At 71.4% G+C, this 17,014-nt stretch carries 11 protein-coding genes, 1 tRNA gene and 1 pseudogene; 12 read left to right on the forward strand and 1 reads right to left on the reverse strand.

Translation table 11 applies throughout. The features are described 5' to 3' along the window. The 9 genes from ACFQUZ_RS06655 to ACFQUZ_RS06695 all read left to right on the forward strand — a co-directional run bounded on the left by ACFQUZ_RS06655 (window position 1) and on the right by ACFQUZ_RS06695 (window position 12,598). Window positions 1–915, forward strand: a complete 915-nt coding sequence (locus ACFQUZ_RS06655) for a sugar phosphate isomerase/epimerase family protein (protein WP_377439426.1) — start codon at window positions 1–3, stop codon at window positions 913–915. Between the two features lie 68 nt (window positions 916–983). Beyond that, entirely contained in the window at window positions 984–1,628 is a 645-nt protein-coding gene (locus ACFQUZ_RS06660) for an EboA domain-containing protein (protein ID WP_377438934.1), read from the forward strand. Beyond that, the gene (locus tag ACFQUZ_RS06665; protein ID WP_377438936.1) at window positions 1,628–2,476 is read left to right on the forward strand and encodes a TatD family hydrolase; all 849 of its coding nucleotides are present in this window, start codon (window positions 1,628–1,630) and stop codon (window positions 2,474–2,476) included. The genes ACFQUZ_RS06660 and ACFQUZ_RS06665 overlap by 1 nt, the downstream gene beginning before the upstream one ends. Further along, window positions 2,476–3,714, forward strand: a complete 1,239-nt coding sequence (eboE, locus tag ACFQUZ_RS06670) for a metabolite traffic protein EboE (protein ID WP_377438938.1) — start codon at window positions 2,476–2,478, stop codon at window positions 3,712–3,714. The genes ACFQUZ_RS06665 and eboE overlap by 1 nt, the downstream gene beginning before the upstream one ends. Beyond that, complete coding sequence (locus tag ACFQUZ_RS06675) at window positions 3,711–5,105, forward strand: alkaline phosphatase family protein (RefSeq protein ID WP_377439427.1); 1,395 nt, start codon at window positions 3,711–3,713, stop codon at window positions 5,103–5,105. Before eboE ends, ACFQUZ_RS06675 begins: the two co-directional genes overlap by 4 nt. Next, window positions 5,102–6,331, forward strand: a complete 1,230-nt coding sequence (locus tag ACFQUZ_RS06680) for a polyprenyl synthetase family protein (RefSeq protein WP_377438940.1) — start codon at window positions 5,102–5,104, stop codon at window positions 6,329–6,331. Before ACFQUZ_RS06675 ends, ACFQUZ_RS06680 begins: the two co-directional genes overlap by 4 nt. Window positions 6,332–6,610: 279 nt before the next feature. Continuing rightward, window positions 6,611–9,475 carry a carbohydrate-binding protein gene (locus ACFQUZ_RS06685; RefSeq protein WP_377438942.1) on the forward strand — a complete coding sequence of 955 codons (2,865 nt, stop codon included), beginning with the start codon at window positions 6,611–6,613 and terminating at the stop codon, window positions 9,473–9,475. 77 nt (window positions 9,476–9,552) lie between these two features. Continuing rightward, complete coding sequence (locus ACFQUZ_RS06690) at window positions 9,553–11,265, forward strand: ThuA domain-containing protein (protein ID WP_377438944.1); 1,713 nt, start codon at window positions 9,553–9,555, stop codon at window positions 11,263–11,265. Between the two features lie 325 nt (window positions 11,266–11,590). After that, window positions 11,591–12,598, forward strand: coding sequence for a sugar phosphate isomerase/epimerase family protein (locus ACFQUZ_RS06695; RefSeq protein ID WP_377438946.1), 1,008 nt, complete (start codon window positions 11,591–11,593; stop codon window positions 12,596–12,598). Window positions 12,599–12,721: 123 nt separating this feature from the next. On the opposite strand, the gene ACFQUZ_RS06700 is transcribed toward ACFQUZ_RS06695, so the two are convergent. Next, entirely contained in the window at window positions 12,722–13,090 is a 369-nt protein-coding gene (locus tag ACFQUZ_RS06700; protein WP_377438949.1) for a hypothetical protein, read from the reverse strand. A 282-nt stretch (window positions 13,091–13,372) separates the two neighbouring features. Between ACFQUZ_RS06700 and ACFQUZ_RS06705 the strand changes: the two genes are divergently transcribed. The 3 genes and pseudogenes from ACFQUZ_RS06705 to ACFQUZ_RS06715 all read left to right on the forward strand — a co-directional run bounded on the left by ACFQUZ_RS06705 (window position 13,373) and on the right by ACFQUZ_RS06715 (window position 16,970). Further along, window positions 13,373–13,445 (forward strand) — tRNA-Asn (locus tag ACFQUZ_RS06705). 144 nt (window positions 13,446–13,589) lie between these two features. Then, a complete protein-coding gene (locus ACFQUZ_RS06710; RefSeq protein ID WP_377438951.1) occupies window positions 13,590–15,752 on the forward strand; it encodes an MMPL family transporter in 2,163 nt (720 codons plus the stop codon). Beyond that, window positions 15,727–16,970 (forward strand): annotated as a pseudogene (locus ACFQUZ_RS06715) (NAD(P)/FAD-dependent oxidoreductase). Before ACFQUZ_RS06710 ends, ACFQUZ_RS06715 begins: the two are co-directional and overlap by 26 nt. Window positions 16,971–17,014 lie beyond the last annotated feature (44 nt).

Genomic DNA, 17,014 nt, shown 5'->3' on the forward strand with positions numbered 1-17,014 from the left:
ATGACCGGCCGGATCGCCGACCGCCGGACCGGCACCCATGGGCTCCGGTTCGGGTACGGCACGAACGGGTTCGCGAACCACCGGTTGCCCGACGCCCTCGGCGTCCTCGCCGACCTCGGGTACGACGGGGTGGCGCTGACCCTCGACCACGACCACCTCGACCCGTACCGGCCGGGTCTCGCCGACCGGGTGGCCGCGGTCGGCCGTCGGCTCGCCGACCTTGGCCTCGGACTCGTGATCGAGACTGGCGCCCGGTACCTGCTGGACCCCTGGCACAAGCACGCGCCGACCCTGGTGGACGACGACCCGGCGCGACGGATCGACTTCCTCCGGAGGGCGATCCGGATCGGGGCAGACCTGAACGCCGAGGCGGTGTCCTGCTGGGCCGGCGTGCGGCCATCCGGAGTGGACAACGAGACGGCCTGGAGCCGGCTGGTGGCGAGGTGTGCCGAGGTGGTGGCCGAGGCTGACGCGGCCGGGGTGACCCTCGGGTTCGAACCGGAGCCCGGCATGGTGGTGGCGGACATCGCCGACTGGCACCGGCTGCGGACCGCACTCGGCGCGCCGGCCGGGTTCGGCATCACCCTGGACATCGGACACTGTCGCTGCCTGGAACCACTGCCGGTGCCGGCGTGCGTCGAGGCCGTGGCGCCGTACCTGGTGAACGTACAGATCGACGACATGCGGCGGGGCGTGCACGAGCATCTCGAATTCGGCGACGGTGAGATCGACTTCCCACCGGTGCTGGCCGCGCTCAGCGCCGCCGGCTACTCCGGGCTGGTCGCCGTCGAGTTGCCCCGGCACTCGCACGCGGCGCCGGCGGTGGCTCGACGGTCGCTGGACTTCCTGCGCGCCGCCGCCGCGCATGCCGGGGATTCGCGGGAGGCGTTGTCGGCGGAGTCGCGGGAGGCGTAGGCGGCGGGAGAAACACGGGCGGCGTAGGCGGCGGGATCACGCGGCGTGGGCGGCGAAGGGGAGGCGCGATGCACGAGCGACCGGAGGAGCTGCGGGCCGCGCTGGCGGCCGTACCGGACGAGGGCTGGCTGGCCGACGCGGTGCGCCGCGTCGGATCCCAGCCCGCCGCACTGCCCCGGCTGTTCGCGGCCGCCGGGCGGCGCTGCGGTAGGGCGGAGTTGCCGGACGCCCCGGGCTGGAGCGCCGACGACGCCGCCCGTGTCGTGCTGCTGACCGCGTTGCCGCCCGGTGAGGCGACGGCCCGAGTCGAGAACCTCTACCGCCACGGAGACGCGGCGGAGAAGCGGGCGGTGCTGCGGGCGCTGCCGATGCTGCCGATCGGGGACATCGCGGTGCCGTTGCTGCACGACGCCATCCGCACCAATGACACCCGGCTGGTTTCCGCCGCGCTCGGCGGGTATGCCCGGCACCTCGACCAGCCGGCCTGGCGGCAGGCCGTGTTGAAGCTGGTCTTCATGGGTGTGTCGCTGTCCGTCGTGGACCGGCTCGACGAGCGGGCCGACGATGAGCTGCGGGTCATGCTCGCCGGTCTGGCCGCGGAGCGACAGGCGGCCGGCCGGTCGATGCCCGCCGACGCCCTCGCTCTGCTGGAGCGGCTGACCAGCGCCGGCGCCGACCAGGATGGCCAGCCCGTACCCTCGAAGGAGGCCTGATGCGGATCTTCGACCCGCACATCCACATGTCCTCGCGCACCACCGACGACTACGAGCGGATGGCGGCGGCCGGGGTGCGGGCACTTGTGGAACCCGCCTTCTGGCTGGGGCAGCCGCGCACCAGCGCGGCGTCGTTCGCCGACTACTTCGACTCGCTGATCGGCTGGGAACCGTTTCGGGCCAGCCAGTTCGGCATCCGGCACCACGCCACCATGGCGCTCAATCCCAAGGAGGCCAACGACCCCCGCTGCCGCCCAGTGCTGGAGTTGTTGCCGCGCTATCTGGACAAGGACGGCGTGGTCGCCGTCGGCGAGATCGGGTACGACTCGATGACCCCGGACGAGGACGACGCCTTCGCCGCCCAACTGGCGTTGGCCGTGGAGCACGACCTGCCGGCCCTGGTGCACACGCCGCACCGGGACAAGGCCCGGGGCACCGGGCGCAGTCTGGACGTGGTCCGCGAGTCGGGCATCGACCCGGGCCGGGTGGTGATCGACCACCTGAACGAGGTGACCGTCGACCTCGTCCGGGACACCGGTTGCTGGCTCGGTTTCTCGATCTATCCGGAGACCAAGATGTCGCCGCCGCGGATGGTCGAGCTGCTCCGCCGGTACGGCACCGAGCGGATCCTCGTCAACTCGGCGGCCGACTGGGGGCGCTCCGATCCGCTGTTGACCCGGGCGACCGGCGACGCCATGCTGGCGGCCGGCTTCGGTGACGACGACGTGGACCGGGTGCTGTGGCGCAATCCGATCGAGTTCTACGGTCAGTCCGGCCGGCTCGACCTGTCGATCGGCGAGCTGGCCGGCACCTTCGAGGGCAACTCCATCCTGCGTGGGGGGAGCTGATGCGGTTAGGGCACCCGGACGGCCAGACCGTCCACCTCAGCTACTGCACAAACGTCCACCCGGCCGAGGACCTGGCGGGGGTGCTCGACCAGCTGGACACGTACGCCCTGCCGATCCGGCACCGGCTCGACGCCGACGTCCTCGGGCTGGGGCTCTGGCTCGCCGCCCCGCTGGCCGCCGCGCTCGCCGCCGACCCTGGGGCCCGCATCCGGCTGCGCGCCGAACTCGACGCGCGGGGCTTGGAGGTCGTCACCCTCAACGGGTTCCCCTACCGGGCGTTCCAGGCGCCGGTGGTCAAGCACGATGTCTACCGGCCGGACTGGACGGAACCAGGGCGGCTCGCGTACACGCTGGACCTGGCGCGGGTGCTGACGGACCTGTTGCCCTCCGACGCCGCCCGGGGTTCCATCTCGACGCTGCCGCTGGCCTGGCGCGAGCCGTGGGACACCGGCCGGGCCGGCACGACCGCCCGGACGCTCGACCGGCTCGCCGCCGGGCTGGCCGCGGTCGAACGTGAGTCGGGCCGGGTGATCCGGGTCGGGTTCGAACCGGAACCGGGCTGTGTCGTGGAGACCACGAGGCAGGCGGTCCACCTCTTGTCCGACATGGACACCGAGCGGCTCGGCGTCTGCCTGGATCTGGCTCACCTGGCGTGCGCCTGGGAGGATCCGCCGGTCGCGGTGCGCCGGTTGGCCGCCGCCGGGCTGCCGGTGGTCAAGGTGCAGATCTCCGCCGCGCTGGAGGCGGGCGACCCGGTCGCCGCGGCCGACCGGTTGGCGGAGTACGTCGAGCCGCGGTTCCTGCACCAGACCCGGAGCGCCGCCGTCGCGGAGCCGGACCCCGCCGACCCGGCGCACGCCGCCGACGACCTGGACGACGCGCTGGTACGCGGACTGCCCGGACCGTGGCGGGTGCACTACCACGTGCCGCTGCACGCCGTACCCGAGCCACCGCTGCGCTCGACGGTGCCGGTGCTGCGCTCGGCGCTGGCCGAGCTGCTGGGTGGGCCGACAGCCGGCTGCGACACCTACGACGTCGAGACGTACACCTGGGGGGTGTTGCCGGTGGCGCGGCGGCCGGGCACGGCGGCGGAACTGGCCGACGGCATCGCCGCCGAACTGGCCTTCGCCCGCGACGAGTTGACCGGTCTCGGTCTGACCCCGACGGAGGCCGGCGCGGTGCGGGCTGGCTCGACGGAGGCCGGCGCGGTGGCGTCCGGCGGGAAGGTGGTGTCCTGATGAGACCGCTCGTGGTGCTCGACGTGGTCGGGCTGACCCCCCGGCTGCTGGAGCGGATGCCCCGGCTGCGGGCGGTGGCGGACCGAGGGTTCACCGCCGAGCTGGGCACGGTGCTGCCGGCGGTGACCTGCTCGGCCCAGGCCACCTTCCTCACCGGGGCGCTACCGGCCGAGCACGGCATCGTCGGCAACGGCTGGTACTTCCGGGACCTCGGCGAGGTGTTCCTGTGGCGGCAGCACCACGTGTTGATGGGCGGGGAGAAGGTGTGGCAGGCGGCCCGCCGGGTCCGGCCGGGCTACACGGTGGCCAACGTGTGTTGGTGGTACGCGATGGGTGCCGACGTCGACTGGACGGTCACCCCGCGGCCGATCTACTACGCCGACGGCCGGAAGGAGCCGGACTGCTACACCGACCCACCGGAGCTGCACGACGTGTTGACCGGGGAGTTGGGGACGTTTCCGCTGTTCACCTACTGGGGTCCTGGTGCCGGGCTGCCGTCGTCCCGGTGGATCACCCGGGCCGCGCAACGGATCATGGAGCTGCACGCGCCGGATCTGACCCTTGTCTACCTGCCGCATCTCGACTACGACCTGCAACGCTTCGGCCCGTCGGCGCCGCAGGCGGTGGCCGCGGCCGCCGCCCTGGACGAGGTGCTCGGCCCGCTGCTGGACGCGGCGGTGGCCCGGGACGCCGTGGTGGTGGCGCTCTCCGAGTACGGCATCACCGAGGTGTCCCGCCCCGTCGACGTGAACCGGATGCTCCGTACCGAGGGAATGCTGCGGGTCTACACGCAGGACGGGATGGAGTACCTCGATCCGTGGACCTCCCGGGCGTTCGCGGTCGCCGATCACCAGGTGGCGCACGTCTACGTGCGTGATCCGGCGGACCTGCCCGTGGTGACCAAGCTGTGCGCGGCGGTGCCGGGGGTGGCCGAGGTGCTGGACCCCGCGGGTCGGTCCCGGTACGGGTTGGACCATCCGCGGGCCGGCGAGCTGGTGCTGGTCGCCGAGGCGGACGCCTGGTTCACCTACTACTACTGGCTGGACGACGCGCGGGCGCCGGACTTCGCCCGGCTCGTGGAGATCCATCGCAAACCGGGGTACGACCCGGCGGAACTGTTCTTCGATCCGGCGGGTCCGGGGGCCGCGAAGCGGCGGGCGGCCGTGGCGTTGGCCCGCAAGAAGCTCGGCCTGCGTTATCTCATGAACGTCGTGGGTCTGGACGCCGGGGCTCGGGCGGTACGCGGTTCGCACGGGCGGCTGCCCGCCGATCCGGCGGACGGACCGGTGCTGCTGTGCTCCGATCCGGCCGCGGCGCGGGACCGGTTCGCCGCCACCGATGTGAAGGGTCTGCTGCTCGACCTGGCGGGAGTGTCTGGAGCCCCCCGGTGACCGTCGCGGCCGACCCGGGCCGGTCCGGTCCGCGGCCGGGCGACCCGGTGGCGGCATCGACGTCGACCGGTCTGGCGTCGGCGCCGCGCGCCCCGGCGTCGGCGCCGCCGGCTGGTGACGCCGCGGCCCAGTTGCGCCGGCGGTTCGACGGCGCGGTGGCCGCGTTCCTCGACCGGCGGGTGGGCGACCCCGGAGTCCCGGACGATCTCGTGGAGACCGTCCGGGCGTTCGCCCTCGGTGGCGGTAAGCGGCTCCGACCGATGTTCTGCTACTGGGGCTGGCGGGCGGCGGGCCGGCCGGAGCAGCCCTCCCTCGTGGTGGCGGCGGCGGCGCTGGAACTGTTCCACGCCTTCGCGCTGATCCACGACGACATCATGGACCGCAGCGACCGCCGGCGTGGAATACCGACGTTGCACCGTCACTACGGGGACCGGCACGCGTACGCGGGCTGGCGGGGCGATCCGGAGACGTTCGGGACCGCCACCGCGCTGCTCGTCGGCAACCTCTGCCTCACCTGGTCGGCGCGGATGTTCCAGGAGTGTGGTGGCACACCGGCCGAGGTGCGTCGGGGCTACCGGGTCTACGCGGCGATGCGGACCGAGGTGATCGGCGGGCAGTACCTCGACCTGGTCCGGGCCGCGAGCGTCGGCGGTGGGGCGGTGGGCGGTGGTGCCGCGGATGGTGCTGTGGCGGGGCTGGGCCCACCGGTGGGTGGCGATCCGCTGACGGGCGCGTGGACGGTGATCCGGCTGAAGACCGCGCGGTACACGGTGACCCGGCCGTTGCAGATCGGGGCGGCCTTGGCCGGCGGCGGGCCGCCGGTACTGGAGGCTCTCGCTCAGGCGGGCGACCCGCTGGGTGACGCCTTCCAACTGCGTGACGACCTGCTCGGCGTTTTCGGCGATCCGGCGCTGACCGGCAAGTCCACGGTGGATGATCTGCGCGAGGGCAAGCCGACGGTGCTCATGACGCTGGCCAGGGCCGCCGCCGACGAACGGCAGGCGGCGCGGTTGCGACTGCTGGTCGGTCGTCCCGACCTGGACGCGGCCGGTGCCGCCGAGGTCCGTCGGATCATCGCCGACACCGGGGCGAGGGACCAGGTGGAGGCGATGATCCGGGCCCGTGCCGAGGCCGCGCTGAGCGCGTTGACGGCGGCCCCCATCGACGCCACCGCGCGGGCCACCCTGACCGGCCTGGTGGGTGCGGTCGTCGACCGCCGGCACTGAATCGTCGGTTCCGCCACTTTCATCGGCATCGACAAAAGTTCAACTCGTCCAGCGAAAAGTATGGACACATCGATCGTGAAGAATTACTGTCGCCAACACGAAATTATTTCGTCGAGGTAACCGGCGGCGCGGTTGACCCCCGACTGGTGACCACCGATCAACGTCGGCGGCCACACCGACCCCCAACGGTCGGCCGTACCCCACCCGCTGGGCACCCGGCGCGACGGCGCGCGCCCCTTGCCTGCCTCCGCCAGGAAGGGCTGGACCCGCATGTCCTCCATGGAAGCCATCCCCATCGCTCAGCCGAAGACAGCACGAGACAACACCCGGATCACCCGGACCATCGCGGCCGGGGTGACCCTGCTCCTGACCGCGAGCGTCCTGACCGCCGCCGTGGGCGGCACCGCGCCGGCCGCCGCACATCCCATCAACGCCACCGACTTCCAGCAGGTCGAACTCGCCCGCGGCGCGGCCGAGGTCGGCGAGCCGATGTCGCTCGCGGTGCTGCCCGACCGGTCGGTGCTGCACACGGCCCGCAACGGCACACTCCGCCGGACCGACGCGGCCGGCACCACGACGGTGATCGGCACCATTCCGGTCTACACCCACGACGAGGAAGGTCTGCAGGGCGTCGGCGTCGACCCCGGATTCGCCAGCAACCGCCGCGTCTACCTGTACTACGCGCCGCCACTGTCCACCCCCGGCGGGGACGCGCCGGCCACCGGGACCAACTGGTCCGCCTGGCAGGGCGTCAACCGGCTGTCCCGGTTCACCCTCAACGCCGACTTCACCCTCAACCAGGGCAGCAAGGTGGACGTCCTGGACGTGCCGGCCGACCGGGGCATCTGCTGTCACGTCGGCGGCGACATCGACTTCGACGCCGCCGGCAACCTCTACCTCTCCACCGGCGACGACACCAACCCGTTCGACTCCGGCGGCTACGCCCCGATCGACGAGCGGACCAACCGCAACCCGGCGTACGACGCGCAACGCAGCGCGGCCAACACCAACGACCTGCGGGGCAAGATCCTGCGGATCAAGGTGAACGACAACGGGACGTACTCGATACCGAGCGGCAACCTGTTCGCGCCCGGCACCGCCAACACCCGGCCGGAGATCTACGCGATGGGGTTCCGCAACCCGTTCCGGATGAGCGTCGACAAGGCCACCGGCATCGTGTACGTCGGCGACTACGGGCCGGACGCCGGCTCCAGCTCCGCCCGGGGACCCAGCGGCCAGGTCGAGTTCGACCGGGTCACCGGGCCCGGCAACTACGGCTGGCCCTACTGCACCGGCACCAACACCACCGCCGAGACGTACGCCGAATGGGACTTCGCCACCGGCACCGCCGGCGCCAAGTTCAACTGCGCGGGCGGCCCCACCAACAACTCGTTCCGCAACACCGGCCGGTCAACCCTGCCGGCGGCCCAACCGGCCTGGATCCGGTACGCCGGAGACGCCGGCTCGCCCCCGGAGTTCGGCGGCGGGTCCGAGTCGCCGATGGCCGGCCCGGTCTACCGGTACGACGCGGCGAACCCGTCGACCACGAAGTTCCCCCAGTCGTTCGACGGTCAGTTCTTCGCAACCGAGTTCGGCCGCGGCTGGATCAAGCCGATCCACGTCAACGCCAACGGCACGCCCGGCACCATCGACAGCTTCCCGTGGACCGGCAAGCAGGTGATGGACTCGGCGTTCGGCCCGGACGGTGCGTACTACGTGCTCGACTACGGCACCGGCTACTTCAACGGGGACGCCAACTCGGCCCTGTACCGGTTCGACTACGTGGCCGGTGGCAACCGGGCCCCGGTGGCCCAGGCCAGCGCGGACAAGACCTCCGGGTCGGCCCCGTTGACGGTGAACTTCTCCTCCGCCGGGTCCACCGATCCGGACGGCGGCGCGTTGACCTACTCGTGGGCGTTCGGCGACGGCACCAGCTCCACCGCCGCCAACCCGACCAAGACGTACAACACCAACGGGACGTACACCGCGACGTTGACGGTCCGCGACCCACAGGGAGCCACCGGCAGCGCGAGCGTGCAGATCAGCGTGGGCAACACCGCCCCCACGGTGACCATCACCAGCCCGGGTGACGGTCAACTGTTCTCCTTTGGTGACACAGTGCCGTTCTCGATAAGCGTCAGCGACCCGGAGGACGGCTCGATCGAATGCGCCCGGGTGAAGATGACCTACGTCCTCGGCCACGACCAGCACGGCCACCAGATCACCTCGAAGACCGGGTGCTCCGGTTCGATCGCCATCCCGGTCGACGGCGAGCACGACGACGCGGCGAACATCTTCGCCATCTTCGACGCCGAGTACACCGACAACGGCGGGATCACCACGCACAAGCAGCACAGGCTCCAGCCCCGGCACCGGCAGGCCGAGCACTTCGGCACCTCGTCCGGCATCGCCACCTACGACAAGGCGGCGGCCGAGGGTGGCAAGACCGTCGGCAGCATCGACAACGGAGACTGGATCGCCTTCCAGCCCTACCGGCTGGGCAACGTCACCTCGTTCACCGCCCGGGTCTCCTCGGCCGGCGCTGGCGGCACGTTGCAGATCCGGGCCGGCTCGGCCACCGGCACCGTACTCGGCTCGGCAACCGTCCCGGTCACCGGCGCCTGGGACTCGTTCACCACGGTCACCGGCGCCGTCTCCGGGGCACCCGCCGGCACCACCACCCTCTATCTGACCTTCGCCGGTGGGTCCGGGGCGCTGTACGACGTCGACGCGTTCACGCTGAACACCGGCGGCGGGACCGGTGGCACCGGGCCGATCGTGGGTCTGGCCGGCAAGTGCCTGGACGTGCGGAACGCCGGGACGGCCGACGGGACGCAGATCCAGCTCTACACCTGTAACGGGTCGGCGGCGCAGACGTGGACGGTGACGCCGAACAGCACGGTAAAGGCGTTGGGCAAGTGCCTGGATGTCTCGGGTGGTGGTTCGGCGGACGGCACGAAGATCCAGTTGTGGACCTGCAACGGCACGGGTGCGCAGAACTGGTCGGCGCAGGCCGACGGGTCGGTGCGCAACCCGCAGTCGAACAAGTGCCTGGACGTGTCGGGCAACAGTTCGGCCGACTCGACCCCGGTGCACCTGTGGTCCTGCCACGGTGGCGCCAACCAGAAGTGGACCCTGCCCTGACCCCGATGTAAGGGAGGCCCCTTGTCCTGTGACCTAGCATTTCAAGGGGCCCTTCCTAACCGATAGGGAGAGCGAACATGCGAAGGAAACTCCGGTCCATCCTCGCCGGCGCGGCGGCCACGCTCGCCGTGCTGGCCTGCACCGCGCCGGCCAGCCCGGCCACCGCCGCCGACGCCCCGTACGACGTCTTGGTGTTCTCCAAGACCGCCGGGTTCCGGCACGACTCGATCGCGGTCGGTACCCAGGCCATCCGGGACCTCGGCGCGGCCAACAGCTTCACGGTGACCGCCACCGAGGACGCCGCCGCGTTCACCACCGGCAACCTCGCCCAGTACGAGGCCGTGGTCTTCCTCAACACCACCGGCGACGTACTCAACAACACCCAACAAGCCGCGTTCGAGTCCTACATCGGCTCCGGCGGCGGCTACGTCGGCGTGCACTCGGCCGCCGACACCGAATACGGCTGGACGTTCTACGGCAACCTGGTCGGCGCCTACTTCGCCTCGCACCCGGCCATCCAGCAGGCCACCGTCAAGGTGGAGGACCGCGCGCACGCGGCCACGGCACACCTGCCGCAGACCTGGACCCGCACCGACGAGTGGTACAACTACCAGACCAACGCCCGGTCCACCGCCCACGTGCTGGCCACCCTCGACGAATCGTCGTACTCCGGCGGCGGCATGGGCACCGACCACCCACACGCCTGGTGCAAGACCTACGCCGGCGGCCGGGCCTTCTACACCGGCGGCGGTCACACCCAGGCGTCGTACGCCGAACCGGCGTTCCGCGCGCACCTGCTCGGCGGCATCCGGTACGCGGCCGGCCGGGCCAAGGCCGACTGCCGGCCGGAAACCGGCTACACGACCCTCTACAACGGCTCCACCACCGGCTGGTCCCAGGCCGGCCCCGGCGGCTTCACCAACACCGACGCCACCCTGACCTCGTACGACGGGATGGGTTTGTACTGGTACAGCGCCAAGCAATTCACGAACTACTCGCTCAAGCTGGACTGGCGGATGGCCGGCGACGACAACTCCGGCGTATTCATCGGCTTCCCGCCGTCGTCGGACCCCTGGTCCGCGGTGAACAACGGTTACGAGATTCAGATCGACGCCACCGACAGCCCGGACCGGACCACCGGATCGGTGTACGGCTTCAAGTCGCCGGACATCGCGGCCCGGGACGCGGCGCTCAACCCGCCGGGGGAGTGGAACACGTTCGAGCTGCTGGTCGAGGGCGAGCGGCTGCGGGTCTACCTCAACGGGGCGCAGGTGAACGACTTCACCAACCCCGACCCGGTGCGCTCGCTGGCCGGCCACATCGGGCTGCAGAACCACGGCACCGGTGACGACGTGTCGTTCCGCAACATCCGGATCAAGGAACTCGGGGGTACGCCTCCGCCGGGGCCCCGTACCGGGCCGATCGTGGGCCTGGCCGGCAAGTGCCTGGACGTGCGGAACGCCGGGACGGCCGACGGGACGCAGATCCAGCTCTACACCTGCAACGGCACGGCGGCGCAGACCTGGACCGTGACGCCGAACAGCACGGTAAAGGCGTTGGGCAAGTGCCTGGACGTCTCGGGTGGCGGCTCGGCCAACGGCACGAAGATCCAGTTGTGGACCTGTAACGGCACCGGTGCGCAGAACTGGTCGGCGCAGGCCGACGGGTCGGTGCGCAACCCGCAGTCGGGCAAGTGCCTGGACGTGTCCGGCAACAACCCGGCCGACTCGACGCCGGTGCATCTGTGGACCTGTCACGGCGGCGCCAACCAGAAATGGGTAATGCCGTAGGCGTACGGGTGGTCATGCGGTGGCCGTGAGCCGCGCGTTAGGAAGGGCCCCTTCCTATACAAAAAGCGTTAAGAAGGGGCCCTTCCTTACTGCGGTCGGAGGCACCTAGAGTGGTCACCGGCGACCCGGATCGGCCGCCGGTGACCCGGCGGGAGGCGCAACCCACCGGGTGACGGCATCGCGATGCCCACCGGTGCTCCCATCCGGCCGCCGACCGGCGCGGCCGGTCTCCCTCGCACCGTCCACCGGCGTCGCCCCCGAGGCGTACGCCGGGATTCCTTGCCGAGCAGCGGGATTCCCAGGGCAATAGGGGAGGACGACGACAATGACCCGACCGATCACACTCTTCACTGGACAGTGGGCCGACCTGCCGTTCGAGGAGGTCTGCCGGCTGGCCTCGGAGTGGGGCTACGACGGGCTGGAGATCGCCTGCTGGGGCGACCATTTCGAGGTGGACCGCGCACTGGCCGACGAGTCGTACGTCGACCGCAAGCGGGAGACGCTGGCCAAGCACAACCTCCAGGTGTTCGCCATCTCCAACCACCTGGTCGGGCAGGCGGTCTGCGACCATCCGATCGACGAGCGACACCAGGGCATCCTGCCGGCCCGGATCTGGGGCGACGGCGAGCCGGAGGGGGTCCGGCAGCGGGCCGCGCAGGAACTCAAGGACACCGCCCGGGCGGCGGCGAAGCTCGGCGTCCGGACCGTCGTCGGCTTCACCGGCTCATCGATCTGGCACACCGTGGCGATGTTCCCGCCGGTGCCGGCGTCGATGATCGACAAGGGGTACCAGGACTTCGCCGACCGGTGGAACCCGATCCTCGACGTGTTCGACGAGGTGGGGGTGCGGTTCGCGCACGAGGTGCACCCCAGCGAGATCGCGTACGACTACTGGACCACGAAGCGCACCCTGGAGGCCATCGGGCACCGGCCGGCGTTCGGCCTCAACTGGGATCCGTCGCACTTCGTCTGGCAGGAGCTGGACCCGGTCAATTTCCTGTTCGACTTCGCCGATCGGATCTACCACGTGGACTGCAAGGACGCGAAGGTGCGTACCGGGGACGGGCGCCGGGGTCGGCTCTCCTCGCACCTGCCGTGGGCGGACCTGCGGCGCGGGTGGGATTTCGTCTCCACCGGGCACGGTGACGTGCCGTGGGAGGACTGCTTCCGGGCGTTGAACGCGATCGGATACGACGGTCCGATCTCCATCGAGTGGGAGGACGCCGGGATGGACCGCCTGGTGGGCGCCCCGGAGGCGCTGGGCTTCGTGCGCCGGCTGGCCTTCGACGCGCCCGCCGCGGCGTTCGACGCCGCCTTCGCCAGCAAGGACTGAGCCGCCCTCGGCCGGCGGCTGGTCCGCCCGGTCGAGGACCGCCGTGGAGTCCGGGGTACGAAAGCGGGCCGGCAGCCAGATGGCTGCCGGCCCGCTCGGCGACCGTCTTCCCGAGAGCGAGCCTCAGAGGGTGCTGCCGTTGGTGCCGGTGCCGGACGACTTCGGCCGCGTGCTGGACGACGACGGGCTGGTGGTCGAGCTGGACGAGGCCGGGGTGCCCGCGAAGGCGTTGTCGGCGCTGGTCAGCTCGCTGCTGCCGGTGTCCGTCCCGCTCAGCTTCTCGCCGAACTTGGTCTGGCCCAGCCGGTCCTTGCCCTCCGAGTACAGCCGGTTGGCCTGGGCCTGGGCGACGCCGGCCGCCTCCTGGACGGAGGGGTGGTCGAGGACCTTGCGGCCCTTGAGGACCAGCTCCTCGTACTTCTCCCGGCCGGCGCGGGCGCCCAGGACGAAGCCCGTAGCCAGCCCGCCGATGAACAAGAGCTTTCCGCGCATGGCGGCTCCTTTCGTACCTGACGCTCCGTTGTTCCCGGATCAGCCCGGGGGATCAATGGTGTCGCGCCTGCGTCGTCTGTGCCCGGTTAACTACCCAGCCGTGCTCCGGGTCATGCCTCCCCAACCGGATACCCGCCAACGGGCGTTACGCACCGGCGGGCGGCGTCGTCCGGGTCCGCGTCGGCGGTCGGGGCCGGGAACCCGGTGGACCGGCATCCCCGGTCGTCCTGTACTCTTATGGCCGTCGCGCGGCGCGGAGAGATCCGCTGCCGGCCACCGCGATCCCCCGTAGCTCAATTGGCAGAGCAGCCGGCTGTTAACCGGCAGGTTTTTGGTTCGAGTCCAAACGGGGGAGCTTTCCCACGAATCCCCGCCCGTCGGCGTCGCCGACGGGCATTGTTCTTATCCGGGGTACGTCATCGCGCTCGCGATTCCCTGCGCTTCCGGATTGCCCACCCTAGACTCCGGTTGCGTCGTTTACTGCGTCGATTGGAGCGGGATGACCGGGATGCGGACCCGGACGGCGATCTCCATCGCCATCGCGGTGGTGCTCGCCTGGTTGGCGATCGGCGCGTTCGCCGGCCCGTACTCCGGCCGGCTGAGCGAGGTCAGCACCAATGACAACGCCGCCTTCCTGCCCGCCGACGCCGAGGCGACAAAGGCGCTGAACCTGGCCCGTGGGTTCATCGAGCAGGAGACCACGCCCGCCCTGGTGCTCTACGAGCGGCCGAGCGGGATCACGCCCGAGGACCGGGCCAAGGTCGCCGCCGACGCCGAACGGTTCGCCCAGGTCTCCGGGGTGGTCACCCCGTTGTCCCCACCGATCCCCAGCCAGGACGGCAAGGCAATCCAGATCGTCGTCCCGATCGACAGCGCCGAGGGCGAACAGATCCAGACGGTGACCGAGGAACTGCGGGCGATAGTCGGACCCGACGAGGGCGGTCTCAACGCGTACGTGGCCGGGCCGGCCGGCGTGCTCGCCGACCTCGTCGAGGTGTTCTCCTCGATCGACGGGCCGCTGCTGCTGGTCACCCTCTCCGTGGTGCTGGTCATCCTGCTGATCGTCTACCGCAGCCCGATCTTGTGGATCATCCCGTTGTTCTCGGCCGGCATGTCTTACACGGTGGCGGTGCTGCTTGTCTACTTCACCACCGACGCCGGGATCATCACCCTGAACGGGCAGTCGCAGGGGATCCTCACGGTGCTGGTCTTCGGCGCCGGCACCGACTACGCGTTGCTGCTCATCGCCAGATACCGGGAGGAACTGCACCACTACCAGCGTCCGGTGGACGCCATGAAGGTGGCCTGGCGCGGTGCCGCCCCGGCGATCCTCGCCTCCGGATCCACAGTCATCGCCGGCCTGCTCTGCCTCCTGCTGTCCAGCCTCGAGTCCAACCGGTCGCTCGGGCCCGTCAGCGCGCTCGGCATCGGCGTCACCCTGGTCGTGATGCTCACCCTGCTGCCGGCATTGCTGCTGCTCGGCGGCCGGTGGGCATTCTGGCCCAAGATGCCGCGCGCCGACGACGAGCAGATCACGGGCAAGCTGTGGAAACCGATCGGACGGTTCGTCGGCCGGCGGGCCCGACCGGTCTGGGTCGGCACCACCCTGTTCCTCGCCCTGTTGATCGTCGGGCTCACCCAACTCGGTGCCACCAAGCTCGGCCAGACCGACCAGTTCACCCAGAGCACCGACTCCAAGCTGGGACAGCAGGCGATCGCCCGACACTTCCCGGGCGGCCAGGGCAGTCCGGTCACCATCTTTCCCACCGCCGCCACCGCCGGCGAGATCAGCCGGATCGTCGAGGGCCTACCCGGGGTGGCGGCCGTCCGGACGCTGCCGGCGCAGGGCTCCCCGAGCGGACCGGGTGCCGTCCCCGGCGGTCCCGAGGAGCCGGGGCAGACCCAGCCACCCAAGGTGGTCGACGGGCGGGTGCAACTCCAGGCGACCCTGACCGCGCAGGCGGACAGCGTGGCGGCGGAGAGAGTGGTGCGCGACATCCGGCGGGCGGTGGACGCGGTGCCGGCCGCGGACGCGATCGTCGGCGGCTACACGGCCATCGACCTGGACACCGCCGACGCGTCGGTACGGGACCGCAACCTCATCATCCCGGTGGTGCTCGCCGTCATCGCGGTGATCCTCGCCGCGCTGCTGCGCTCGATCCTGGCACCGGTGCTGCTCATCCTCACCGTTGTGCTGTCCTTCCTGGCCACGCTGGGTCTGTGCGCGATCCTGTTCACCCACGTGTTGGGTTTCCCGGGGGTGGACGCGTCGTTCCCGCTGTTCGCCTTCGTGTTCCTGGTCGCCCTGGGCATCGACTACAACATCTTCCTGATGACCCGGGTCCGCGAGGAGGCCCTGCGGCTGGGCACCCGGACCGGGGTGCTCAAGGGACTCGTGGTGACCGGGGGCGTGATCACCTCGGCCGGCGTGGTGCTCGCGGCGACGTTCTCCGCGCTCGCCGTACTCCCGCTGGTGGTGCTCGTCGAGATCGGCATGGCGGTCGCCATCGGGGTGCTGCTGGACACCATCATCGTGCGGTCGCTGCTGGTGCCGGCGCTGACGTACGACATCGGCCCGCGGGTGTGGTGGCCGGGGGCCCTGTCCCGGGCCGACCGGACGGACGAAGGGAACCGGCGTGACCGGGCAGTCGAGCGACTCTGAGGTCGTCATCGTCGGCGGGGGCCTGGCCGGGCTGGCCGCGGCCCGACGGTTGCACCGGGCCGGGATCCCCTGGCGCCTTGTCGAGGCGGCCGACCGGCTCGGCGGCCGGGTCACCACCGACGAGGTGGACGGGTTCCTGCTGGACCGCGGGTTCCAGGTCGTCAACTCCGCGTACCCACGGTTGCGCGCGCTTGTCGAGGTCGCGGCCCTGGACCTGGGCTGCTTCACCTCGGGTGTGCTGGTCCGGCGCGGCGACCGACTGCGCCGGTTGACCCACCCGGTGCGGGAACCGATCGGCGCGCCCCGCGCCATCGTCGCCGGGGTCGGCACCCTCGCCGACCGGGTCCGGTTCGCCGCGCTGGCCGCCCGCTACGCCACCGCGCCGGCGGCCCGGCTGCTCGGCGCGCCGGAAACCACGACCGTCGAGGAACTGCGCGCCGCCGGGCTCTCCGACAGACTTGTCGAGGAGGTGCTGCGGCCGTTCCTGTCCGGGGTCTTCGCCGAGCGGGACCTGGAAACCTCCAGCCACGTACTCGCGATGGTGCTGCGGTCGTTCGCCCGCGGGCGGATCGGACTGCCGGCAGGTGGGGTCCGGCGGCTGCCCGGCGCGGTCGCCGCGCCGCTGCCGGCCGACCGGCTCCGAGTCGCCACCCCCGTCTCCGCGGTGTCGTCCGGCCGGGTGCGGACCGCCGAGGGCGAACTGCGCTGCCGGGCCGTGCTGGTCGCCGTCGACCCGCCGGCGGTCACCGCCCTGCTGCCTCGACAGCGACGGTACGCATGCACGCCCTGACCACGTACTACCACGTCGCGCCCGAGGCGCCGCTCGCCGAGCCGATCCTGCTGCTGGACGGCGACCGCCGGGGGATCGTGGCCAACACCGCGGTGGTGAGCCGCGCCGCGCCGTCGTACGCGCCGCCGGGCCGGCACCTCGTCGCCACGTCGGTGGTGGGGGCGGTGCCGCCGCCCGAGCCGGTCGTCCGGGACGAACTGACCCGGCTGTACGGGGTGTCCACGGCCCAGTGGGAGCATCTGCGAACCGTTGAGATCCCAGCCGCGCTACCGGCCGCACCGCCGCCGATGGGCCGGCTGCGCCGGCCGGTGGAGTTGGGGGAGGGGATCTTCGTGGCCGGTGACCATCGGGACAGCCCGTCGGTGCAGGGCGCCCTGGCCAGCGGATGGCGGGCCGCCGGCGCCATCCTGCGGGCCCTGCGGGCCTGACTCGGACCGTTCCGTCCCGGGGAATGGCGCAGGACGGGCGGAAC

Source organism: Plantactinospora sp. GCM10030261 (assembly GCF_042666615.1).
GTDB lineage: Bacteria > Actinomycetota > Actinomycetes > Mycobacteriales > Micromonosporaceae > KBS50.

Coding starts and splice junctions, on each gene's coding strand:
- ACFQUZ_RS06655 (WP_377439426.1), top strand. CDS start 1: ATGACCGGCCGGATCGCCGACCGCCGGACCGGCACCCATGGGCTCCGG.
- ACFQUZ_RS06660 (WP_377438934.1), top strand. CDS start 984: ATGCACGAGCGACCGGAGGAGCTGCGGGCCGCGCTGGCGGCCGTACCG.
- ACFQUZ_RS06700 (WP_377438949.1), bottom strand. CDS start 13,090: ATGCGCGGAAAGCTCTTGTTCATCGGCGGGCTGGCTACGGGCTTCGTC.
- ACFQUZ_RS06690 (WP_377438944.1), top strand. CDS start 9,553: ATGCGAAGGAAACTCCGGTCCATCCTCGCCGGCGCGGCGGCCACGCTC.
- ACFQUZ_RS06710 (WP_377438951.1), top strand. CDS start 13,590: ATGACCGGGATGCGGACCCGGACGGCGATCTCCATCGCCATCGCGGTG.
- ACFQUZ_RS06685 (WP_377438942.1), top strand. CDS start 6,611: ATGGAAGCCATCCCCATCGCTCAGCCGAAGACAGCACGAGACAACACC.
- ACFQUZ_RS06695 (WP_377438946.1), top strand. CDS start 11,591: ATGACCCGACCGATCACACTCTTCACTGGACAGTGGGCCGACCTGCCG.
- ACFQUZ_RS06665 (WP_377438936.1), top strand. CDS start 1,628: ATGCGGATCTTCGACCCGCACATCCACATGTCCTCGCGCACCACCGAC.
- eboE (WP_377438938.1), top strand. CDS start 2,476: ATGCGGTTAGGGCACCCGGACGGCCAGACCGTCCACCTCAGCTACTGC.